Consider the following 22,879-nt stretch of genomic DNA (forward strand, 5'->3'; position numbering starts at 1 on the left):
CGGCCTGCTCGGGCGCGGGCGGCGGTCGGGGCGGGCCCCGGCGCGTCGCGGGTCGCCGCCGCCGCGGTCACTGGTAGTAGTTGCGTGGCTGTGCCGAGGGATCGTGTGGTGCCGGGCGGCCGACTCGACGAAGGTGTGCGCCGCTGCCGCCGTGCTGCTCGCCGCGGTGCCCGGGTTCTGGACAAGGAGCGGTCATGGGTGGCAGGCAGCGCCGGCCGAGAGTGCGGAGCCCCCGGCCGGGCGGGAGTGCCGGGGCCGGCCGGGTGCGGGTGGACGCCCGGGTGGAGATCGCCCGCCTGGAGGGCTACCTGGCCTGGGAGGCGGAGGTGTCGGCGGCCGATCGGGACGCCAAGGCCTTCGCCGCACAGTTCTCCTGGCTTTCGTCGGGAGAGCGGGAGAGCCTCGAACAGGCCTACGCAGTCGAGCGGTTGCGCTATGCCGAGGACGTCGTCGACCGCGCCGTGGAGCGATGCCGGCAGCTCGCGGCCCGTTACCGGGAGGAATGCCACAGGATCTGCGCCCGCTGGGCGGCGGTCTGCCTCTCGGTCGCGTTCGGCGTGGTGCTGATCGCCGTGGCGCCGTTCGCGCTGCGTCCCTGACCGGCCGTCCGCCCACCGGCCGTCCGCCCACCGGCCGTCCGCCCACCGGCCGACCGGCCACCGGCCGTCGGCCCACCGGCCGACCGGCCGACTTCCGGCCCGGAACGCCGGGGCCCGCCGCACCGTCGAGGTGTGGCGGGCCCGGGTTCGCCGGTCGCGGGATCAGTGGTGGCCGTGGCCGCTCGCGATCTCCTGGTGCTCCTCGGCGGTGGGCTTGGTGATCTGGCTGCCCCGGCCGTAGAAGCCGCGGGAGAGCTTGACCCGGGTGCGCTCCAGCAGGCCGACCTTGCGGGGCACGCCGTTCTCGTCGACCTCGGGCGGCAGCTTGTGCGGCTGCGGCTGCTCGTGCGAGGTGAGCGTGTACAGCCGGTCCTGCGGCAGCGGGGCGTGCACCTCGACGTACTCGCCGTGCTGCAGCCGCTGGATGACGCCGGTCTCCCGGCCGTGCAGCACCTTCTCCTTGTCCCGGCGCTGCAGGCCGAGGCACCACCGCTTGGTGATCACGAAGATCACCACGGGGACCACGAAGAAGCCGATCCGGGCGGCGTTGGTGATGGCGTTGATCGACAGGTGGAAGTGGGTGGCGAGCAGGTCGTTGCCGCCGGCGGCGAGCAGGACCAGGTAGAGGCTGATCCAGGCCGCACCGAACGCCGTCCGGACCGGTGCGTTGCGCGGGCGGTCCGCGATGTGGTGCTCGCCGCGGTCGCCGGTGATCCACGCCTCGAGGAACGGGTAGGCCCAGATCGCCACCAGCACCAGCGGGAAGATCATCAGCGGGACGAACACCCCCATGTTGAGGGTGTGGCCCCACAGGCCGATCTCCCAGCCCGGCATGATGCGGATCAGGCCTTCGGAGTAGCCCATGTACCAGTCGGGTTGGGCGTCCGTGGAGACCTGGTCGGGCCGGTAGGGCCCGTACGCCCAGATCGGGTTCACGGTGGCGATCGCCGACATGAAGGCGATGACGCCGAACACCAGGAAGAAGAACCCGCCGGCCTTGGCCATGTAGACCGGCATCAGCGGCATGCCGATGACGTTCTGCTCGGTCCGGCCGGGCCCCGCGAACTGGGTGTGCTTGTGGTAGAAGACCAGGATCAGGTGGGCCACCAGCAGACCCAGCATGATCCCCGGGATCAGCAGGATGTGCACGGTGAACAGCCTCGGCACGATGTCGACGCCGGGGAACTGGCTGCCGAAGAGGAAGAACATCAGGTAGGTGCCGACGATCGGCACGGCGAGGACCGCGCCCTCCATGAACCGGATTCCGGTGCCGGAGAGCAGGTCGTCGGGCAGCGAGTAGCCCATGAACCCGTCGAACATGCCGAGGATGAGCAGTCCGGCCCCGAAGAGCCAGTTGAGCTCGCGCGGCTTGCGGAACGCGCCGGTGAAGAAGACGCGCATCATGTGCACCAGCATGGCGGCGACGAACACGATCGCCGACCAGTGGTGGATCTGCCGCATCAGCAGGCCGCCGCGGATGTCGAAGCTGATGTTCACCGTCGAGCGGTAGGCCTCGGACATCTGGATGCCGCGGAGCGGGATGTACTGCCCTTCGTAGATCACCTCGGCCATGGAGGGCTTGAAGAAGAGCGTCAGCCAGACGCCCGTCAGGATGATGATGACGAAGGTGTACAGGGCGATCTCGCCCAGCATGAAGGACCAGTGGTCCGGGAAGATCTTGCGGAGGTTCGACTTGGCCAGGGCGTAGATCCCCAGCCTGCCGTCGGTCCAGTCGGCGAGGGCCTCGACCTTGTTGGCGGGCTCGGCCCGCGTGCTGGTGACCGGTCCCGGGCTCGACTGCTGGTCGGCTCTCACGACGGGCTCCCCGGCGTCCGCTGCGAACCGACCGGGGAGCCTGCCTGCGGGGCTGCCGGCCGGCGGAGTGTTGTGATCATGGGACCTCTCGATACGGGGCGGCCGGGAGGTCCGGCGTCGCGGATCCGCCGATCCGCCGGCCCCGTTGCTCAAAGTGATGGAGCGCTTACTCTGCCATGCTGTCGGCAGCGGGCCGCCTGTGCACGTCCATCGGCCCGTCCGGCGGCTCGTGTCGGTCCGTCCGGGGGGTCTTCGCACCGTTCGGCCGCCGGTGGGGGGTGCCAGGGGCCGCCCGAGTGCTGGTGGCGTCTCGCGGAACCGTTTCGCCGCGCGCCGTACGCCGGGAACGCGTGGTCCCCGTCCTACGCTGCGCCAATGGTGGATCACCGTGAACTCTTCGAGGACGTGACCGCGACCCTGGCCCAGGCCGGGTTCGACACCGGGCAGGGGCCGTCCGGCCTGCGGATCGGCCACCGGCCGCAGGGCGTGGTGGTCGGTTGGACGCCGACGGAGGCGTGCGCCGACGGCCCGTCCGGGGGGCCGGACGGCGGGGAGGCGAGGGACGGCGTCGGCGTGGCGGACGGCGCGGCGGGCCCACTCCCGGCCGAGATCGTCCGGACGGCGGTGAGCGGCGCCGTCGCCGTCGTCCTGCGGGCCTCCGGCTACCAGGTGACCGAGACCGGGCCCGACGGCGTGCTGGTCACCGCCGGCCCGCCGCCGGCCGAGACCCCGCCCGATGCGCGGGCCGAGGCGGCGGCCGTCCCCGAGCAGTGGTGGGGCTGACGGCGGCGTCGGCACAGCAGCGATCCGGCCCCGTTGCGGTGCCGGGGCGGCGCCGTCGCCGGGCCGGGTCAGTCCGCGGGGGCGGCGCGGCGGGAGGGCAACAGTTCGGCGATGTCGTGCGGCAGCACGGCGGCGATCTTGTCCATCAGCTCAGGCGCGAGCGCCGCGTCCAGGACTTCGAGGACGGCGGCCGACTCCCGGATCCCGCCGTCGTCGCTCGTCCCCGCCCGGGCCGCGACCCGGCCGGCGAAGACGGTCAGGCTGAACCGCTCGCCGGAGGCGTGGGCCAGTCCGTGTTCCTCCGCGCGGTGTGCGGTCTCCCGCACGGGGGTCGCCAGCTCGGGCGGGAGCTGGGCGGCGACGTGCGTGGCGAGCCCGGCCGGGAGGCGCTCGCCCAGCGTCTGCAGGACGGCCGCGGTGGCGCGCGCGGCGGCGGCCCGGTCCGGTAGGCCGGTGAGCTGCTGCACGGTGGCGATGATCTCGTCGTACTTCATGGCCGAGTCCCCTTCCGCCCGCCCCGGCGAAGCTCTGTCTGCGAGGCTACGCCGCCCACTTCAAGGGCTGCCACAGCACCGCGCCCCCGGGACCCACAGGTCGCCGTCCGGCCCCGGTACCCCGGGCAGGACCGCGACGGCTCGACCGCGCGCGCCCGACCGGATGAGCGGGGCTGTGGCACCGCCTATGGTGGAAGGACCCGGCGGACGCGGGCGCGAGGAGCGGATCCCGAGGGAGCGTCGCATGCCGAAGAACGAGGACCGGACGACCGAGCCCGGCGATCTGACCGTCTCCGCCCGCCCCTGGTCCGGCGGGACCGTGCTGACCCTGCGCGGCGAGCTGGACCTCGGCTCCGTCGACCGCCTCGACTCCGCGCTCGACTCCGCGCTGCAGACCGCCGGCACGACCGTCGTGATCGACTGCGGCGGTCTGGACTTCTGCGACTCGACCGGCCTGAACGCGATGCTGCGGGGGCGGGCGATCGCCGACGCCGGTGGCAGCCGGATCGAACTCGTGCGCCCCAGCCCGCTCGTCCTGCGGATGCTCGAACTCACCGGCGCCAAGGATGCCTTCCGGATCCGCGATGAGCCGCCCGACTGACCGGCTGCCACGCCCCGGGCCGGTGCGCCGCCGTCCCGGGGGGGGCGTGGCAGCCGGCCTCCGCCACCTGTCACCGCGCGCGAACGGATGGCAGAGTGGTAGCTGGGGCGGCGTAGCCGCTCCCGCGGCCCGGTGGCGTCCGGACGGCCCGCCCCGCCGTACGGACGATCCGTCGATCCGGAGGACGGTACCCGTGAGCGATGCACCGGTGACGCCCCCGTACGGGCGCGGGCCAGTACCGGAGGACGCGGAGCAGCAGGCCCGGGCCGCCGACCAGGGCCTGCGGCAGTTGCTGGCCGGCCTGACGGCGGTGCGCGACGGCGACTTCCGCACCCGGCTGGCCCCCGGGCAGCCCGGGGTGCTCGGGGAGATCGCCGACGTCTTCAACGGCATGGCCGACCAGCTCTCCCGGGTGGCCGCCGAGGTGACCAGGGTGGCGCGGGAGGTGGGCACCGAGGGGCGGCTCGGCGGGCAGGCCGACGTCCGGGACGTCTCCGGGACGTGGCGTGACCTCACCGAGTCCGTCAACGCGATGGCGGGGAACCTGACCTGGCAGGTGCGCAACATCGCGCAGGTGACCACGGCGGTGGCCCGCGGCGACCTCACCCAGAAGATCGAGGTGGATGCGCGCGGCGAGATCCTGGAGCTGAAGATCACCGTCAACACCATGGTCGACCAGCTCTCCTCGTTCGCCGACGAGGTGACCAGGGTGGCGCGGGAGGTGGGCACCGACGGTCGGCTCGGCGGGCAGGCGCAGGTGCCCGCGGTGGCCGGTACCTGGCGCGACCTGACCGACTCGGTCAACTCCATGGCGGGCAACCTGACCAGCCAGGTCCGGGCGATCGCCCAGGTGGCGACCGCCGTCGCCGAGGGCGATCTGACCCAGAAGGTCTCGGTCGCGGCGCGCGGCGAGATCCTGGAGCTGAAGACGACCATCAACACGATGGTCGACCGGCTCTCCTCGTTCGCCGGCGAGGTGACCAGGGTGGCGCGGGAGGTGGGCACCGACGGTCGGCTCGGCGGGCAGGCCGACGTCCGCGACGTCTCCGGGACGTGGCGTGACCTCACCGAGTCCGTCAACGTCATGGCGGAGAACCTCACGGCGCAGGTGCGCTCGATCGCCGAGGTGACCACCGCGGTCGCCGAGGGCGACCTCACGCAGAAGATCCGGGTCGACGCCCGGGGCGAGATCCTGGAGCTCAAGGAGACCATCAACACGATGGTCGACCAGCTCTCCGCCTTCGCCGACGAGGTCACCCGGGTCGCCCGGGAGGTCGGCACCGCCGGGAACCTCGGCGGGCAGGCCACCGTCCGGGGTGTCTCCGGCACCTGGAAGGACCTCACCGACAACGTCAACGTGATGGCGTCCAACCTGACCGGGCAGGTCCGCTCGATGTCGGAGGTGGCCACCGCCGTCGCCCGGGGCGACCTCTCCCGGAAGGTGACCATCGAGGCCGAGGGCGAGGTGGCCGCCCTCGCGGACGCGATCAACACGATGGTCGACACCCTGTCGGTCTTCGCGAGCGAGGTGACCAGGGTGGCCCGCGAGGTCGGTACCGAGGGCATCCTCGGCGGCCAGGCCCGGGTGCCCAACGTCGCCGGGACGTGGAAGGACCTCACCGAGAACGTCAACTCGATGGCGACCAACCTCACCAACCAGGTGCGCAACATCGCCCAGGTGACCACCGCGGTCGCCAACGGCGATCTCACCCGCAAGATCGACGTCGACGCGCGCGGTGAGATCCTGGAGCTCAAGACCACCATCAACACCATGGTCGACACCCTCTCCGCCTTCGCCGCCGAGGTCACCCGGGTGGCCCGCGAGGTCGGCAGCGAGGGCCGGCTCGGCGGGCAGGCCGAGGTCGAAGGCGTCTCCGGCACCTGGAAGCGGCTCACCGAGAACGTCAACGGGCTGGCCGGCAACCTCACCCGGCAGGTCCGCGCGATCGCCGAGGTCACCAGCGCCGTCGCCGCCGGCGACCTCACCCGCTCGATCACCGTCGACGCCTCCGGCGAGGTCGCCGACCTCAAGGACAACATCAACGCGATGGTCGGCTCGCTGCGCGAGACCACCCGAGCCAACCAGGAGCAGGACTGGCTCAAGACCAACCTCGCCCGCTTCTCCGCCGCCATCCAGGGGCGGCGCGACATCCGGGCCGTCGCCGAGATGATCACCGATGAGCTCACGCCGCTGGTGGGCGCCCAGTTCGGCGCGTTCTACCTGGCCGAGGAGGCGCCGGAGGGCACCGAACTCGTCCTGATCAGCAGCTACGGCCGCCCGGCGGGCGAGGGCCTGCAGCGCGTGCGGCTCGGTGAGTCGCTGGTCGGGCAGGCCGCCCGCAACCGTCGCGGGATCACCGTCGACGACCTGCCGCCCGGCTACGCCACCATCGCCTCCGGGGCCGGCCGGACGGACGCCCGCTCGCTGGTCGTCCTGCCGATCGCCCTGGAGGAGTGGCTGATCGGCGTGCTGGAGTTCGCGTCGGTGCACGCGTTCAGCCAGGTCCACCGGGACTTCCTGGCCCAGTTCGCCGAGGCCTGCGGCGTCAACATCGGCACCCTGCTCGCCAACGCCCGCACCGACGAGCTGCTCGGCGAGTCCCAGCGGCTGACCGCCGAACTCCAGGACCGCTCGGAGGAGTTGCAGCAGGGGCAGGAGGAGTTGCGGCGCTCCAACGCGGAGCTGGAGGAGAAGGCGGCACTGCTGGCGGAGCGCAACCGCGACATCGAGGCCAAGAACCTGGAGATCGAACAGGGCCGTCAGGAGCTGGAGGAACGGGCCCGGCAGCTCACCCTCGCCTCGATGTACAAGTCCGAGTTCCTGGCCAACATGAGCCACGAACTGCGCACCCCCCTCAACAGCCTGCTCATCCTCGCCCAGTTGCTCGCCCAGAACTCCAGCGGGAACCTGACGGCGAAGCAGGTCGAGTACGCGGGCGTCATCCACTCGGCCGGCTCCGACCTGCTCCAGCTCATCAACGACATCCTCGACCTCTCCAAGGTCGAGGCCGGGAAGATGGAGCTCAGCCCCGAACCGTTCCCCGTCCGCGAGCTGTTGGAGTACGTCGACTCCGTGTTCCGGCCGCTCGCCGACCAGAAGGACCTGGACTTCACCGTCACCGTCGACCCCGCCGTTCCGGCCGAACTCGTCACCGACCAGGCCCGGTTGCGGCAGGTGCTGCGCAACCTGCTCTCCAACGCGGTCAAGTTCACCGACGTCGGGCGGGTCGAGCTGCGGATCGAGCACGCCGCCGAGGCCGCTCTGCCGAAGGAACTCGGCCACGCCACGGCGGCCGTGGCCTTCCGGGTCGAGGACACCGGGATCGGCATCGCCCCCGAGCACCTGGACACCGTCTTCGGCGCGTTCCAGCAGGCCGACGGCACCACCAGCCGCCGCTACGGCGGAACCGGCCTCGGGCTCTCGATCAGCCGCGAACTGGCCCGGCTGCTCGGCGGCACGATCACGATCCGCTCCGTCGTCGGCGAGGGCAGCTGCTTCACCCTCTACCTGCCGGTCGGCCCGCACGCCAGCGCGGTGCGGCCCGCGTCGGCGGGCGTGGGCGAGGCGGCGGGCGCGGCGGCGGACGAGGCGAACGCGAAGGACGGGGCGACGGCAGCGGAGACGGGCGGCGGGTGGGCCCCGCAGGCGCTCGTGGTCGAGCCGGAACCGCCCGGCCTGCTCACCCTGCTCGCCCACAGCGCGGCGGCCGCGCCCGGCGAGCGGACGGCCCCGGCCCGGGTCCGCAGCGTCGGGCACCCGGCCGAGCTGCGCGCCGCGCTCGGCGACGGCCCGTACCGGTTCGTCGTCCTCGACGTCGGCGGCTCCGCCGACCTCGCCCGGGAGGCGCTCGCCGCCCTCGCCGAACTCGGGGAGGGGGCGGCCGGGGAGGGGCGGCGCGGCGACGAGTGGCCCGTCCTGCTCGGCTACCGCGACGACGGCGTAACCGGCCGGGGAGCGGACACACCGGCGGGGCCCGAATCCGACTGGGACGGGGTCGAACTCATCAGCGGACTGGACGAGTTGCGCGACCGGATGGCGGGGTGCCTGGGCGGTGACCGGCGGTCCGACCCTGCCGGGGCCGGCGCCCCGGCCCCGGCGGCGGGCCGCGGCCCGGCCGACGAACCGCTGGCCGGCCGCACGGTCCTCATCGTCGACGACGACGTGCGCAACGTCTTCGCCCTCACCTCGGCCCTGGAGGAGCGCGGCGTCTCCGTCCTGCACGCCGCCGACGGCCGGGCCGGCATCGACCTGCTGCGCGCCCACCCCGAGACCGCCGTGGTCCTGATGGACGTGATGATGCCCGGTCTGGACGGCTACGCCGCGATCGCCGCCATCCGCGCCGACGAGCGGCTGGCGCACGTCCCGATCATCACCGTCACCGCCAAGGCGATGCCCGGTGACCGGGACAAGAGCCTGGCCGCCGGCGCCGACGACCACGTCACGAAACCGGTCGACACACCCGCACTGCTCGACCGGATGCGCGACCGGCTGGCACCGCCGTGACCGGCGTGGCCGGGCGGCAGGCCGGTGACCCCGGCACCCCCGGGAGCGCCCGCGGACTGGCCGACACCGTCCGCCGACTCCAGCAGGACCTCGACCGGCTCCGCGCCCAGGAGGCCGCCCGCACGGCGGTGGACCTCGCGACCGGCATCCTCGCCGAGCGACTGCGCTGTTCCCCCGACGAGGCGGCCGTCCACCTCGCCCGGGTCGCCAGGGAGGCCGGGGTACGGGTCGCCGATCTCGCCGCGGACATCGCCGGCCGTCCCGGGGCGACGGTCGAGGTCCGGGTGGGTGCGGTGGTCCGTCGCGCCGACGAAGAGGCCCCGCCGGCATCGGGGACGCGACCCGACGAACGGTGGGCGGGACCGGCGAGCCTTCCGCCGATCCGGGCCCTGGCCGCCGTCCCGGATCTGCAGCAGGCCGTCGACGCGGTATTCGCCCAGACCGCCCGGCCGCTGGGCAGCACCGCCGTCGCCGTCTGGCAGCAGCTGCCCGGGGGCGGCCTCGTGCTCGCCGCCCACGCCGGCATCGGTGCCGCGGAGGCCGAGAGCTGGAGCCGGGTGCCGCCGGGCGTCGACACGCCGGCCGGGCGCGTGGTCCGCTCCGGCCGGGCGCTCTGGCCGGAGCCGGCCGGTGGTGCGGACGGCCCCCGGACGGCGGCCGTCCCGGGGACGACCGCCACGCGCGCCGGTGACCGCGCCGTCCTCCCGTTGGTCGACGGCGGCCGCTGCCGCGGCGCCCTGGAGCTCCGGTGGCCGGGACCGGCCCCCGCCCTCAACCAGTCGCTGCGCCGGCAGCTCCACGCCCTCGCCGAACTCTGCGCCGGCCTGCTCGGCGAGGGCGCCCCGGCCGCTCCCGAGGCCGCAGCGGACCAGGCCGGACCGCTGCTCGACGGCCTGCTCACCCCCGGACTGCTGCTCGCGCCGGTGCTCCGCGACGGCGAGCTCGTCGACTTCCGGATCGACCAGGTCAACGCCCACTTCCGCGACCCGCTCGGCCGCCGCCGAACGGCGCTCGAGGGCACCACGCTGCTGGAGAGCTATCCGACCGCCTCCGCCACCGGTCTCTTCGACCGGCTGCAGCACGCCCACCGCACCGGTGAGCCCCAGCCGGCCGAACTGCTGCACCTGGTCTTCCAGAGCGGTTCCACCCCGCTGCCCGCGACCGTGCGGATCGCGGTCGCCCCGTGGGGCCGGCGCCTCCTGGCCAGCTGGCAGGTGGAGACCGACCGCTCCCGGGAGGGCGACCAGGCCGCCCTGCTCCGCCAGGCCCAGCGGATCGCGCGGGTCTGCGGCTTCGAGGAGCACACGGCCACCGGCCGGATCCTCTGGAACGAGGGCCTCCGCGAGCTGTACGGCCTGCCCGCCGAGGCCGACCCCGTCCCGCTCGCGCGGCTGGCCGACCACGTCCACCCGGACGACGCGCCCGCCGTCCGCCGCCTGCTCGACTCCGTGGAGCGGCGGCACCGCACGTCCGCCGCCGTCTTCCGGCTGGCGCAGCCGGACGGCACCCACCGCTACACCCGGGTCGTGGTCGAGCCGGTCCTGGACGAGGCGCGGCGGGTGACCGGCGTCCGCGGTGCGTACCAGGACGTGTCGTCCCAGCGCTGGACCGAGGTCGCGCTCGGCGCCACCCGGGAGCGACTGGCCGACAGCGAGCAGGAGACGGCCGAGAGCGAACAGCTCGCGCTCCGGCTCCAGCAGGCGATCCTGCCGGCCGAGCCGCCGCCGCTCGGTGCCACCGGGCTGAGCGCTGCCGTCCGCTACCGCCCGGCCGCCAAGCGTGACCGGGTGGGCGGTGACTGGTACGACGTCCTGCCGCTGCCCGACGGGCAGGTCCTGCTGGCCGTCGGCGACGTGGCCGGCCACGGCGTGGGCGCGGCGACCGGCATGGTGGCGCTCCGGCACTCGCTGCGCGGCCTCGCGGTGACCGGCGCGGGGCCCGGCCGGCTGCTGGAGTGGGCCAACACCCTCGCGCTCCGCGAGCCGGGCCAGGTCACCGCCACCGCGGCGTGCGCCCTCTACGACCCGGCGGCCGGCGAGATCCGCTGGGCCCGGGCCGGCCACCTGCCGCCGATCCTGCTCGGCGCGGACGGCGCGCACGTCCTGCCGCTGCCGCACGGTGTGCTGCTCGGTGCCATGGAGGACGCGGAGTACGAGGAGTACACCACCCGACTGGTGTCCGGGGAGGTCCTGCTGCTCTACACCGACGGCCTGGTGGAGCGGCGGGACCGCCCGGTGGAGGAGTCGGTCGACCAGCTGATCCGGGCCGCGGGCGCGCCCGGCGCCGACCTGGAGCGCTACCTCGACCGCCTGCTGGAGGTCAGTCCGGCCGACACCGACGACGACACCTGTCTGATCGCCGTCCGGGTGGAGTGAGCGACCGGGCCGGTGGGCCCGGGGCCGCGAGGGCGGCGAGGCCCGCCCGGACCGGGGCTTCGTTAGGTCCGGCGGAAGCGGGGTAGACGCGGCCGGGCAGGAAGGCGAACCGGATGCGGGGGAGCACGGACTGAGAGGACGACCGCCATGCTGCTGCTCGGACTTCTGCTGATGGCGACCACCGGCGCCTTCGCCGGGCTGCTGATCGCCGACAATCTCGACGGCGGCCCCGACTACACCGCGAGCGTCCTCGGCAACGACGTGGCGACCCTGAGCAGTCTCGGGATCTTCCTCGCCGGCATCGCGCTCGCCCTGCTCTTCTGCCTGGGCCTGGCCATGATCGCCCGAGCCCGTCGGGCGCGCCGCTCGGCGCGCCTCGGCGCCGCGCCGGCCTACCGGACCGGGGAGGCCGCCCCGGCCGCCCCGGCCGCGCGGGCCGAGCGCCGCCGGCCGTACGACCGTTGGTACGGCGTGCCGTACACGGACGCCGAGCGGGCGGCGCGCAGCGGCGGGCCCGAGCCCGGGACCGGGGCTCCGCAGCCCGACGGCCCCGGCCGGCCCGGAGCCGCGGAAGCGGAGGCCGGATCCGGCGTGGCCGGCACCTCCCGAGCGCCCGGCGCGCCCGGCACCCCCGAGGGCTCCCAGGCGTCGGATGCGCAGCTCGCCGAGGAGCAGGGCGGCCGGGAGACGCCCGGGCCGGCCGTCCCGGCCCGCTCCGGCGGCCGGTTCCGGCACATGCTCGGCCGCTGACGGCAACCCCTTTGGCGCCGGGGGGTGCTGACGGATTGCCCGGCGCCCCGGGGGTGGCCCTACGATGGTGATCATGACCAAGGAACCCGACCTGGACCGCGACAGAACCGACGTCCGGGTGAGCATCATCGGCGGCCACAAGCTCGACGGGAAGACCCTCCACGAGCGGACCCTCACCGCCTCGCTGATCGGTGGGGCCGACATCGACCTCACCGACCTCGACCTCCCCGACGGGGCCGAGCTGAAGATCACCAAGCTGAGCCTGATAGGCGGCGTCAGCCTCACCGTGCGGCCCGACGTCCGCGTCGTGGTCGGCGGCGTGCGACTGGGCGGCGTGAGCGACGACGGCCCCACCGTGGCCGGCGGCCCGACCGTCCGGGTGGACGCCTGGGGCCTGCTCGGCGGGGTGCGGGTCAACCGGGTGTAGGCGCCTGCGGCACGCCCCCGCGCTCTTCCGGATGATCGTGGGTTCGGGGGAGCCGCCGGTGACCGGACGTCGCCGATGTCGGGTCATTCCCGCTGGTCAGGCGCGGCGGCCGGCGCGCCTGCCGCCGCCTGGCGCAACAGGGCGAGGAAGACGGCGGTGGCCGGCGGCAGCGACCGGGCCCGCAGCGTGGCCGTCTGCACCAGCCGCACGGGAGTGTCCTCGGGGTGCAGGGCCACCAGCGCGACGTCCGGGCGGGCCGCACGGGCGGCCAGGGAGGGGATGAGCGTCGCGCCGAAGCCGGCGGCGACCAGGCCCAACTTGCCCGTCCACCCCGCCACCACGTACTCGACGCGCGGCCGGAAGCCGCTGCGGACGCAGGCGGCGAGCAGGGTGGACTCGGTGTTCCGGCTGCCCGCGATCCAGTCCTCCCCGGCCAGTTCGGCCAGCCGCAACCGGTCCCGCGCGGCCAGCGGGTGCTGCCGGGGGAGCGCCACCAGGACGGGATCCTGGACCAGCGGGCGGAGGTCGAACAGCTCCCCGTCATAGCCCTGTTCGGGATAGCCGGCGACCACGGCGAGGTCGATGGCCCCGTCCTGGAGCCGGCCGAGCAGCTCCGCCGAAAGGCCCTCGGTGAGCGAGATCGCCACTTGCGGATGAGCCGTGCGGAAGGCCGCCAGCGCCCCCGGGACGAGCGCCGCGTTGGCACTGTCGAACGCGCCGACCCGCAGCCGGCCGAGGTTCAGCTCGGTGAGCGCCGCCAACTCCCGCCGGGTGCCGTCGAGTCGGTCGAGCATCGCCTCGGCGTGCGGCAGCAGGGCCCGGCCGTGCTCGGTCAGCCGGACGCCGCGCGCCAGTCGGTCGAACAGCGCCACCCCGAACTCCGCCTCCAGCGTGGAGACCTGACGTGATATCGCCGACTGGCTGAACCCGAGCCGGTCCCCGGCGGCGGTGAACGAGCCCAGCCGTGCGGCGGTGCAGAAGACTTCGAGCCATCCCATGTCCATACCGCATGGCTACCATGCGAGACATTCGCTTGTCGTCTGCCTCGGCCCTCCCTAGCGTGGAGGCCATGGAGAAGATCGCATTTCTTGGACTCGGCCGCATGGGTCTGCCGATGGCCCGTCGACTCGCCGGCAACGGATACCCGCTGACGGTCTGGAACCGGAGCCCCGGCCGCGCCGGCGGTCTCACCGAGGCCGCGAGCCCGGCCGAGGCGGCCCGGGGCGCCGGACTCGTCATCACCATGCTGGCCGACCCGGCGGCGGTCGAGGCGGTGGCCGGGCAGGTCGCCGACGCGCTCTCGCCCGGCACGCTCTGGATCGACATGTCGTCCATCGGCCCGGACGCCACGGCCGCCCTGCGCGACCGGCTGCCCGACGGTGTCGCACTCGTCGACGCTCCGGTGCTGGGCAGCGTCGTCCCCGCCGCCACCGGCGCGCTGACCGTCCTGGCGGGCGGCCGGACCGAGGACCTCGACAGGGCGCAGCCCGTGCTCGGGACGCTCGGTACCGTGCTGCGCTGCGGCGGGCCGGGCTCCGGCGCGGCGCTCAAGCTCGTCGTGATCAGCGCGATGGTCGGGGGAGTCGCGCTGATCGGCGAGACACTGGCACTCGCCGACTCGCTCGGCCTGTCGGAGGAGCTCGCCCTCGGCGTCCTGGCCAACGGTCCGCTCGGCGGAGTGGTGGCCCGTGCGCGCAGCCGGGACTCGGACTTCCCGATCCGGCTGGCCGCCAAGGACCTCGGCCTGGCGGGCGGAGGCCCGGTGCTCACCGCCGTGCGCGAGCTGCTGCTCGCCGACCCGGACCTCGCGGAGCAGGACCTCTCCCGGATCGTCGACGCGATCCGCCGGTAGTCACGCGGGCTGCCGCCGGGTACGGACCCGCCCGGTCCCTGCGGGCGACCAGTCGCTCCGGCCGCTCCTTGCCGGCGTGGTACCGGCGCCACTGGTCGTCGAGGTCGGAGTAGCGGTAGGTGGGCTCCCGGACGGTGCGCCGCTCGATCTGCTCGGCCAGGTGCGGATCGCGCAGCCCCTTGGCGAACGCCAGCCGGCCGCTGTCGTCGGTGGGCGGTTCGTCGTCGTAGGCGAACAACGAGCATGTCCACCGGCCGCGTTCGACGGCCAGGAGCACCCGGGCCTGCCGCACCTCGGGGGCGAAGAGCGTCTGGGAGGCGATCCGGTAGCCCGCCGGCCGGTCCTCGGCCCGGTGGAAGTCCATCGACGTGTGGGTGACGACGGCCGGGCCGGCGCGGACTCAGGAGAGCTTGCGCAGGGCCGTGGTCATCAGGGCCGAGGTCTCCTCGGCGGGTGGGAAGGGGTGGCTGTCGGTGGCGAAGAACTCGACGAGGTAGCCGCCCCTGGCGGCGGTGAACTTCTCCACGACGGCGGGTGCGTAGGGGCTGCCGTCCTCGCTGCAGGTCAGCGTCTCCCGGCGGCCCACGATGTCGAGGCCGGGGGCCTGCGGGGCCGGCAGGGCGGTGACGGCGATCTCGCAGCGCATGGAGGTTCGACCGGTCTTGAGGTCCACGGTGAAGGACGCGCACTCGGCGATCTCGTCCCGGACGGCCTGGAGGTGCCGGGCCGCTGTGGCGGGATCGACCTTCCGGAGGCCTTCGTTGAAGCCGTAGCGGGTGCTCGTGTCGCTGCCGTCCCGGATGTACTCCACGGTGTCGTCCTGCGAGTGCTTCCAGACGACCTGCCGGCTGCGGGCCGCGCACGGCCAAGTGCCGGAGACGGGCTTCAGGTAGCCCATGTCGCCCGCACCCCAGTCGTTCCGGTAGCCGGCCGGCAGGTCGTTCTTCTGCAGGAGCTTGGACTCGATCTCGCCGGTCTGCGAGAAGTAGGGCACCGCGAAGGCCACGCCCAGCGCGGTGGCGCCCGCGACGAGGGAGGCCGTGATCACGCCCCACCGCCGCCTGGGGCGGCTGCCGGGGGCCGCCTCGGGCACTTCGGGGGCGGGAACGCCCGGCGCAGCGGTCCCCGGACCGGACGCGTTCGGCGCGGCCGCGGCCGCGGCCGCGGCCGGTGTCGGAGCCGGGGTCCGAACCGGCGAGGCGTCGAGGACGGTGAACGGCGTGGTGGGCGCGGGGACGGCCGGCCCGGTCGGGTGGGCGGCGATGACGTGCGTGGGTGCCTCGCTGCCGACGGCGGGCGGCGGCGCTGTCGCGGTCGCGGTCGCGGGGCGGGGCACGGCGGCCGCGGCCGGCCCCGCGAGGAGCGCGGTGGCCGCCTCGACGGTGAGCCGTTGCCGCGGGTCCTTGACCATCAGACCGCGGATGACCGTCGCGAGGGTGCCGGTGTGCCGCAGCGGCGGGGCCTCCTCGGAGACCGTTGCCAGCAGCGAGGCGGTCGGCGTGGCCCTCCGGAACGGGGACCGCCCCTCGACGGCCTGGTACAGCGCGACGCCGAGGGAGAAGAGGTCCCCCGCCGGCCCGTCGCCCTCGCCCTGGATCCGCTCGGGCGCCATGTACTCGACGGAACCGATGACGGCGCCGGACACCGTCAGCGCGGTCTCCTCGTGCCGCAGGGCGATGCCGAAGTCGGTCAGCAGGATCTGGCCGTCGTCGGCCAGCATGATGTTGGCCGGCTTCACGTCCCGGTGCACGATGCCCGCCGCGTGCGCGGCACCGAGCGCGGAGAGCATGGCGGTGGCGATCCGGGCGGCCTGCTCGGGTGCGAGCGGCCCACCCGCCTCCAGCCGGTCGGCGAGCGAGCTCCCCGCGACGAGCTGCATCACCGTCCACGGAACCCCGTCCGCCACCACGACGTCGTGCACGGCGACGACGTGCGGGTGGTCGCGGAGCCGGGCTGCGCTGCGCGCCTCGCGCTGGGCCCGGAGCAGCCGCTCGCCGGTCTCGGCGGCGTCCATGGCCGGGGCGAGCCAGACCTGCTTGACCGCGACGTCGACGTGCAACACGGTGTCGGCCGCCTGCCAGACCTGCCCGAACCCGCCGGCCCCCAGCCGGCGCACCAGCCGGTACCTGTCCGCGATGACCAGGCCCTCGCGTGCCTCTTCGCCCGCCGTACCGCCAACCGCGGCTGCCATCGCCGTCCCCCCTCGTCGACCCGCGCCATGATAGCGATCACGTCTCGACGGCCGGTCGGGACGGTCGTGTCCGCGGCTGCTACTCGCCCACTCGCCTCCGGCCCGCTCCGGGCCCGGTGTCGACGTTCCTCGCTCCAGCGCTCCTTCGTCGCTCGTCGCTCGTCGCTCTCGACACCGGCGCGGCCCTTCGGCTCGGGGCGGGCTGCTCCTCGCCCACTCGCCTGCGGCCCGCTCCGGACCCGGTGTCGATGGTCGGGGGCGGCCGTTGGCAATAGGCTCGGACGCGCCCGTGCCGCTTCGGGACCGCCGAGCCCGTCGCGGAGCGCTCTCCGGCCGGACGACGTCGCCGGAGATCCGGCCCGCCGTCTCGGGGCCCGCCGCCGCCGGCCGCCGCTGCGGTCCCGCCCGGGTGCGGGTGCGGGTGCGGCCGACGGCGGCCGGCGGAGGCGAGGTGACCTCGGCCGGTTCAGCCCGCCCAGCGGGTGACCTCGAACCCCGAGCCGTTGCGCCGCACTTCGGCCGCCCCCGTGCCGCCGAAGTGCGCCGGGACCACCAACTCCCGCTCGTCCGCCGCACGCTGGAGGACGCGCAGGCGGCTCGCCGCGGCCCGCTCCGGATCCTCGCAGAAGCAGCTGTTGAAACCGGGGTGCAGGATCTGGACCGGGCTGTGCGTCAGGTCGCCGACGAACACGGCCCGTTCGCCGTGCGAGGCGAGCCGCAGGACCGAGGAGCCGGGGGTGTGGCCGGGCGCCTCCTCCAGAGTGAGGGCGTCGTCGATCCGGTACTCGCCCTCCCAGAGCACCGCCTTCCCGGCCTGCTGGACCGGCAGGACGCTGTCGGCGTACATCAGTGCCGGCGTGCCCGTGCGGTCCCGCTCGGCCTCGACCGCCAGCCAGACGTGGTCGGCGGCCGGCATCAGGTAGACGGCGTTGGGAAAGGCCGGTACCCACGTCCCCTCCTGGTCCACGGTGTTCCAGCCGATGTGGTCGACGTGCAGGTGGGTGTTGACCACCACGTCGACGTCCTCCGGCTGCACGCCGGCCGCCGCGAGCCGGCCGAGCAGGTCGCTCGGCCGCCGGTGGAACAGCGCGTTCCCCGGGCGATCCCGGTCCCGCCCCACTCCGGTGTCGACCAGGACGGTGCGCCCGCCGTGGCGCACGACCCACGTCTGCAGCGCCCCCACGTGGCTGTCGGTCGCCGGGGCCCAGTGGTCGGGCGCCAGCCACTCCTCGTTCTCCTTCCAGACCTCGGCCGCCAGGCCCGGCACGATCGCCTGCGCGGGGGCGAACGGCCCGTCCCACTCCCTGACCCTGGTGATCTCGGCATCGCCGAGCACGATCCGCTCCACGGTGTTCCTCCCGATGAGGTCCTGCGGCGACCCCCTCGGCCCCGCTGCTCCCGAGCCTAGGAGCGGCCTGATGAGCCGTTCAATGCGCAATTAGCTCGTCCGGATACGACAACGGCTCAGATCGGTGCCGGGGGCGCTACCCTGACCCGCATGGACGTGGTGAGCGACGCGATCGCGGCAGTGCGGATCGGACGGCCTTCCACCAATCGGCTGCGGGTCGCGGGCCGGTGGAGCGCCCGGATCCCCGGCTATGACGGGGCCGGCTTCCACGTCGTTCTGGAGGGCGGCTGCTGGCTGCTCCCGGACGGCGGCACGCCGGTGAGCCTGGCCGCCGGCGATGCGGTCCTGCTGCCGCACGGCACCGGGCACGTCCTCGCGGGCGCGCCGCTGGAGCCCGCGGAAGCGGAGCGGGCGGTGCCCGTCGACCAGCTGCTCGGCCCGGGCGGGGCGGTGCCGGGACCTCGACCGCCGCAGCCCGCCGGGGCGGCGGGCTCGCAGCGTCGGGTGGCCGACGGCCCGGTGACCGAGCTGCTGTGCGGGAAGTACCGGCTGGAACACAGCCGCACCCATCCGCTCATGCGCGAGCTCCCCGACGTCCTGCACCTGCCGACCAGGGTCGGCAGCCACCCCGAACTGCGGGCCGCCGTGGATCTGTTGGGCCGTGAGCTGGCGGCGGAGCGGGCCGGCGGCGCGCTCGCCGTGCCCGGCCTGGTCGACCTGCTGCTGGTGTACCTGGTCCGGGCCTGGCTGGAGTGCGGGTTGCCGGATGCCGGACCGGGTCCCGGGACGGCCGGCGACCCGCGGGGCGGCGACGGGGCCGGTGCGTGTGCCGGGTCGGGCGCCCGGACCGTGCGTGGGCGGTGGCCGGCGGCGCTCAGCGACCCCGTGGTGTCCGAAGCGCTGCGCGCCGTGCACGAGGACCCGGCGCGGGACTGGAGCGCGGACGGGCTGGCCGCGCGGGCGGGCGTCTCGCGGGCCACCCTGACCAGGCGCTTCACCGCGCTGGTCGGCCGCCCGCCGATGGCCTATCTCGCCTGGTGGCGGATGACCCGGGCCGCGACCCTGCTGCAGGAGACGGACGACCCGCTGGAGGCGATCGCGCGCCGCGTCGGCTACAGCACGCCGTACGCGCTGTCGCACGCGTTCAGCCGGCTCTTCGGCACCACCCCGGGCCGCTACCGCGCCGCCCGCTGCGCGGCCACGACCGCCGTCGACCGGTCGGCCCCCGCTTGATCCGGCCCCGCCGAACCCGATCCGGCCATCCCGAACCTCATCGGTCCCTCGCTGAACCGCTGCCGTCCATCAGGTGGCCTGCGTTCCGCTACCGATCAAAGTCTTGAACACAAGAGTTGTTTCGCCCTGCCCCTGTCAAGGAAATGTGCTCAAGCGGGGGTGGATCGATGGTGGGGCGCCACCGTTCTATCACCGCTGGTCCGTACCAGGGGGAGGGGTGCAATCGCGGTCATTCGCCCGTTCTGTCCGACTCTGCCGGGTGGGTCTTCGTTGTTTCCTCCAAGTTTCGACCGGGGGTAGGCGTTCACAAAGATAACGAATAGCCGTCGACTCGGGCTGTCTTGAATTTACTTATTGACGTCATGCGAGACGGCCGGGTTAACTCCTCCCACCCCGCCGCAGCGCTGCGGCACCGTCAGGGAGGCACCCCCCACCATGAACGCAACGATGCGTCGCGTCGTCATCGGCACCGCCGCGGTCTCGATGGCCCTGTCCATGGCCGCCTGTGGCAAGGCCGGCGCAGACAAGAAGGACAGCGCGAGCTCCGGCGACAGCAAGTCCATCGGCCTGCTGCTCCCGGAGAACGCCTCCTCCACCCGTTACGAGTCCTTCGACCGGCCCTTCATCGAGGCCAAGGTCGCGGCGCTGTGCCCGGACTGCAAGGTGCAGTACAGCAACGCCGAAGGCAGCGCGTCCAAGCAGAAGCAGCAGTTCGACACCCTGATCGCCCAGGGTGTGAAGGTGATCATCCTGGACGCCTTCGACGCCAAGTCCACCCAGTCCTGGGTCAAGGAGGCGGCCGACAAGGGCGTCAAGGTCATCGCCTACGACCGCCTGGCGACCGGCCCGGTCTCGGCCTACGTCTCCTTCGACAACGAGAAGGTCGGCGAGCTCCAGGGCCAGGCCCTGGTCGAGGCGCTCGGCGCCAAGGCCGCGGACGCCAACATCGTCATGATCAACGGTGACGAGGCCGACCCGAACGCCGCCAAGTTCAAGTCCGGTGCCCACAAGGCGCTGGACGGCAAGGTGAAGAAGGTCGTCTACGAGCAGTCCGGCGAGTGGAAGCCCACCGTCGCGGGCCAGAAGATCGGTGCCGCGATCACCCAGCTCGGCAAGGACGGCTTCCAGGCCGTCTACTCGGCCAACGACGGCATGGCCGGCGCCATCATCACCCAGCTGAAGTCGGCCGGCATCGCCGTCCCGGTCGGCGGCCAGGACGCCGGTCTCGACGCCGTCCAGCGCATCGTCGCCGGCGACCAGGCCTACACCATCTACAAGGCCTACAAGCCGCTCGCCGACAGCGCCGCCGAACTGGCCGTCAACCTGCTGCAGGGCAAGGACCTCAAGTCCGTCGCGCCGTCCACCATCGACAGCGACACCGACAAGGGCATCCCCGCCAAGCTGCTGGAGCCCAAGATCGTCACCAAGGCGAACATCAACGACACCGTGATCGCCGACGGCCTCTACAAGGCCGCCGACATCTGCGCCGGCGACTACGCCGCCGCCTGCGCCGCAGCCGGCCTCAAGTAACGCGCCGCCGGGCCCGGTGGCCACGGCGCTCCCCACCACACCCGGGGAGCGCCGGCCCCGGCGCCCGCGCACCCACCACACCCCACCCCGCCCCGAGCACTACCCCGCAGGAGATGGTTCACGTGACAGGCGCACCCGTACTGGCGCTGCGCGAGGTCTCCAAGCGCTTCGGCGCCGTCCAGGCACTCACCGACGTCGACCTCGACGTCCACGCGGGCGAGGTCGTCGCCCTGGTCGGCGACAACGGCGCCGGCAAGTCCACCCTGGTCAAGACGATCGCCGGGGTCCACCCGATCGACGAGGGCACCATCAGCTGGGAGGGGCGCGAGGTACGCATCGCCCGTCCCCAGGACGCCCAGGCGCTCGGCATCGCCACCGTCTACCAGGACCTCGCCCTCTGCGACAACCTCGACGTCGTCGCCAACCTCTTCCTCGGCCGTGAGCTGCGCCGCCACGGCACGCTGGACGAGGTCGCCATGGAACGCCGCGCCAAGGAGCTCCTGGACACCCTCTCGATCCGGATCCCCAGCGTGCGGATCCCGATCGCCGCCCTCTCCGGCGGGCAGCGCCAGGTCGTGGCGATCGCCCGCGCCCTCGTCGGCGACCCGCGGATCGTCATCCTCGACGAGCCCACCGCCGCCCTCGGCGTCGAGCAGACCGCGCAGGTCCTCGACCTGGTCGAGCGACTGCGCGAGCGCGGCCTCGGCGTGATCCTGATCAGCCACAACATGGCCGACGTCCGCGCGGTGGCCGACACCGTGGCCGTCCTGCGTCTCGGCCGCAACAACGGCACCTTCCCGGTCGCCGGAACCACGTCCGAGGAGATCATCTCCGCCATCACCGGCGCCACCGACAACGCCGTCACCCGGCGCCAGGCACGCATCGCGGAGGAAGCGAAGTGAGCACCAGCCAGACCACCCCCACCGCCGAGACCCCCGCCACCCCCGCCTCCCCGGCGGTCGACCCGCGCCTGCTGGTGCGCCAGGGCGGCGTCGCCGGCTACGTGGACGAGTTCCGCCGCAAGATCAAGAGTGGTGACCTCGGCTCCCTGCCGGTCGTCATCGGCCTGATCCTGATCGCCGTCATCTTCCAGAGCGTCACCGGCCACTTCCTGCAGGCCGACAACCTGACCAACATCACCAAGTGGATCGCCGGCCCCGGCCTGATCGCCGTCGGTGTGGTCTTCGTCCTGCTGCTCGGCGAGATCGACCTCTCGCTGGGCTCCATCGCCGGTGTCACCGCGGCGATCACCTCCGTGCTGGCCGTGCGCGAAGGCCTGAACGAAGGCCTCGCCATCCTGATCGCGATCGCCGCCGCGGTGGCCATCGGCGCCCTGCACGGCTTCTTCTTCGCCAAGATCGGCGTGCCCGCATTCGTCGTCACCCTGGCCGGCATGCTCGCCTGGAGCGGCCTCCAGGACTACGTGCTCGGCAAGCTCGGCACCATCAACAACATCAACGACGGTGTCGTCGCCAACCTGGACACCTACTTCCTGGGCGACGGCGACGTCGCCTTCGCCTGGGTGCTGGCGCTCCTGGCGATCGGCGTCTTCCTGACGGGCCAGCTCATCGAGGCCTGCCGCCGCACCGCCGCCGGGCTGCCGGGCCGCACCACCGGCGAGATCGCGCTGCGCACCGGCGCCCTCGCGGTGCTCGCCCTCGTCGGCGCCTACATGCTCAACCAGGACCGCGGCCTGCCGCTGCCCCTGGTGATCCTGCTCGGCGTGGTCGTGCTGACCGACTTCGTGCTGCGCCGTACCTCCTACGGCCGGAAGATCTTCGCGGTCGGCGGCGGCATCGAGGCCGCGCGCCGGGCGGGCATCAACGTCGCCCGGGTCCGCATCTCGGTCTTCATGATCTCGGCCGGCCTGGCCGGCCTCGGCGGCCTGTTCATCGCCTCGCAGCAGGGCTCCGCGGACAAGGCGCTGGGCAGCGGCAACGTCCTGATGAGCGCCATCGCGGCCGCGGTCATCGGCGGCACCAGCCTCTTCGGCGGGCGCGGCAAGACCTGGTCGGCGCTGCTCGGCATCCTGGTCATCCAGTCGATCACCACCGGCCTGGACATGGTCCACGCCGCGCAGGCCATCCAGTACATGATCACCGGCGCGGTGCTGCTCGCCGCGGTCGTGCTCGACTCGGTCTCGCGCCGGACGCAGAAGTCCTCGGGTCGCGGCTGACCCCGCCCCGAGACCGGCCCGGTACCCACCCCCACGGGTACCGGGCCTTGGCGTGTTCCGGGGCGGTCCGGGCGGGGCCCGGTCGTGAGCACGGGACGTTGGTCCCTGCCGGGCGGCGGGCGGCTGCCCGCACCCTGGAAGCCGTGCGCCCTGTCCCGGGGAGGTCGGCGGCGCGAACCGAGCGAACGAGGAAGTGTTCCC

18 protein-coding genes are annotated in these 22,879 nt (G+C 73.8%); 12 read left to right on the forward strand and 6 right to left on the reverse strand.

Annotated features, from left to right (window positions below):
• The first annotated feature begins 194 nt into the window (after window positions 1-194).
• Entirely contained in the window at window positions 195-599 is a 405-nt protein-coding gene (locus MCM47_RS05745; RefSeq protein WP_238859192.1) for a hypothetical protein, read from the forward strand.
• 162 nt (window positions 600-761) lie between these two features.
• Here the strand turns inward: MCM47_RS05745 and MCM47_RS05750 are convergent, their stop codons facing one another.
• Window positions 762-2,414, reverse strand: coding sequence for a cytochrome bc complex cytochrome b subunit (locus MCM47_RS05750; RefSeq protein WP_238859194.1), 1,653 nt, complete (start codon window positions 2,412-2,414; stop codon window positions 762-764).
• 375 nt (window positions 2,415-2,789) lie between these two features.
• Here MCM47_RS05750 and MCM47_RS05755 point away from each other — a divergent pair, with 375 nt between their 5' ends.
• Entirely contained in the window at window positions 2,790-3,197 is a 408-nt protein-coding gene (locus MCM47_RS05755) for a hypothetical protein (RefSeq protein ID WP_238859195.1), read from the forward strand.
• A gap of 68 nt (window positions 3,198-3,265) precedes the next feature.
• Here the strand turns inward: MCM47_RS05755 and MCM47_RS05760 are convergent, their stop codons facing one another.
• Complete coding sequence (locus MCM47_RS05760) at window positions 3,266-3,691, reverse strand: DUF2267 domain-containing protein (protein WP_238859196.1); 426 nt, start codon at window positions 3,689-3,691, stop codon at window positions 3,266-3,268.
• A 244-nt stretch (window positions 3,692-3,935) separates the two neighbouring features.
• Here MCM47_RS05760 and MCM47_RS05765 point away from each other — a divergent pair, with 244 nt between their 5' ends.
• From MCM47_RS05765 to MCM47_RS05790, 5 genes are all read left to right on the forward strand, one after another.
• Window positions 3,936-4,292, forward strand: coding sequence for an STAS domain-containing protein (locus tag MCM47_RS05765; RefSeq protein WP_238859197.1), 357 nt, complete (start codon window positions 3,936-3,938; stop codon window positions 4,290-4,292).
• A 280-nt stretch (window positions 4,293-4,572) separates the two neighbouring features.
• The gene (locus MCM47_RS05770) at window positions 4,573-8,796 is read left to right on the forward strand and encodes a HAMP domain-containing protein (RefSeq protein ID WP_374209091.1); all 4,224 of its coding nucleotides are present in this window, start codon (window positions 4,573-4,575) and stop codon (window positions 8,794-8,796) included.
• 5 nt (window positions 8,797-8,801) lie between these two features.
• Complete coding sequence (locus tag MCM47_RS42500) at window positions 8,802-11,171, forward strand: SpoIIE family protein phosphatase (RefSeq protein ID WP_308222288.1); 2,370 nt, start codon at window positions 8,802-8,804, stop codon at window positions 11,169-11,171.
• A gap of 147 nt (window positions 11,172-11,318) precedes the next feature.
• On the forward strand, window positions 11,319-11,921 hold the full coding sequence (locus MCM47_RS43970; protein WP_374209080.1) for a hypothetical protein: 603 nt from the start codon (window positions 11,319-11,321) through the stop codon (window positions 11,919-11,921).
• Window positions 11,922-11,994: 73 nt separating this feature from the next.
• Window positions 11,995-12,348, forward strand: coding sequence for a hypothetical protein (locus MCM47_RS05790; RefSeq protein WP_238859198.1), 354 nt, complete (start codon window positions 11,995-11,997; stop codon window positions 12,346-12,348).
• Between the two features lie 83 nt (window positions 12,349-12,431).
• Here the strand turns inward: MCM47_RS05790 and MCM47_RS05795 are convergent, their stop codons facing one another.
• Complete coding sequence (locus MCM47_RS05795) at window positions 12,432-13,352, reverse strand: LysR family transcriptional regulator (protein ID WP_238859199.1); 921 nt, start codon at window positions 13,350-13,352, stop codon at window positions 12,432-12,434.
• Between the two features lie 65 nt (window positions 13,353-13,417).
• Between MCM47_RS05795 and MCM47_RS05800 the strand changes: the two genes are divergently transcribed.
• Window positions 13,418-14,200 carry an NAD(P)-dependent oxidoreductase gene (locus MCM47_RS05800; RefSeq protein WP_238859200.1) on the forward strand — a complete coding sequence of 261 codons (783 nt, stop codon included), beginning with the start codon at window positions 13,418-13,420 and terminating at the stop codon, window positions 14,198-14,200.
• Here the strand turns inward: MCM47_RS05800 and MCM47_RS05805 are convergent.
• The 3 genes from MCM47_RS05805 to MCM47_RS05815 form a co-directional block, all read right to left on the reverse strand.
• On the reverse strand, window positions 14,115-14,564 hold the full coding sequence (locus tag MCM47_RS05805; protein WP_238859201.1) for a hypothetical protein: 450 nt from the start codon (window positions 14,562-14,564) through the stop codon (window positions 14,115-14,117). The genes MCM47_RS05800 and MCM47_RS05805 overlap by 86 nt on opposite strands.
• 36 nt (window positions 14,565-14,600) lie before the next feature.
• Window positions 14,601-16,391, reverse strand: coding sequence for a serine/threonine-protein kinase (locus MCM47_RS05810; RefSeq protein ID WP_238859202.1), 1,791 nt, complete (start codon window positions 16,389-16,391; stop codon window positions 14,601-14,603).
• Window positions 16,392-16,857: 466 nt separating this feature from the next.
• Complete coding sequence (locus tag MCM47_RS05815; protein ID WP_238859203.1) at window positions 16,858-17,739, reverse strand: MBL fold metallo-hydrolase; 882 nt, start codon at window positions 17,737-17,739, stop codon at window positions 16,858-16,860.
• A gap of 150 nt (window positions 17,740-17,889) precedes the next feature.
• On the opposite strand from MCM47_RS05815, the gene MCM47_RS05820 reads away from it, so the two are divergent.
• The 4 genes from MCM47_RS05820 to MCM47_RS05835 all read left to right on the forward strand — a co-directional run bounded on the left by MCM47_RS05820 (window position 17,890) and on the right by MCM47_RS05835 (window position 22,678).
• On the forward strand, window positions 17,890-18,972 hold the full coding sequence (locus tag MCM47_RS05820; protein WP_238859205.1) for an AraC family transcriptional regulator: 1,083 nt from the start codon (window positions 17,890-17,892) through the stop codon (window positions 18,970-18,972).
• A 435-nt stretch (window positions 18,973-19,407) separates the two neighbouring features.
• Window positions 19,408-20,502, forward strand: a complete 1,095-nt coding sequence (locus MCM47_RS05825) for a sugar ABC transporter substrate-binding protein (RefSeq protein ID WP_238859207.1) — start codon at window positions 19,408-19,410, stop codon at window positions 20,500-20,502.
• A gap of 113 nt (window positions 20,503-20,615) precedes the next feature.
• Complete coding sequence (locus tag MCM47_RS05830) at window positions 20,616-21,404, forward strand: ATP-binding cassette domain-containing protein (RefSeq protein ID WP_238859209.1); 789 nt, start codon at window positions 20,616-20,618, stop codon at window positions 21,402-21,404.
• The gene (locus tag MCM47_RS05835; RefSeq protein WP_238859211.1) at window positions 21,401-22,678 is read left to right on the forward strand and encodes a sugar ABC transporter permease; all 1,278 of its coding nucleotides are present in this window, start codon (window positions 21,401-21,403) and stop codon (window positions 22,676-22,678) included. The genes MCM47_RS05830 and MCM47_RS05835 overlap by 4 nt, the downstream gene beginning before the upstream one ends.
• Window positions 22,679-22,879: the final 201 nt, after the last annotated feature.

Origin of the sequence: Kitasatospora sp. A2-31 (genome assembly GCF_022288725.1) — a bacterium.
In the GTDB taxonomy this organism is placed as follows: domain Bacteria; phylum Actinomycetota; class Actinomycetes; order Streptomycetales; family Streptomycetaceae; genus Kitasatospora.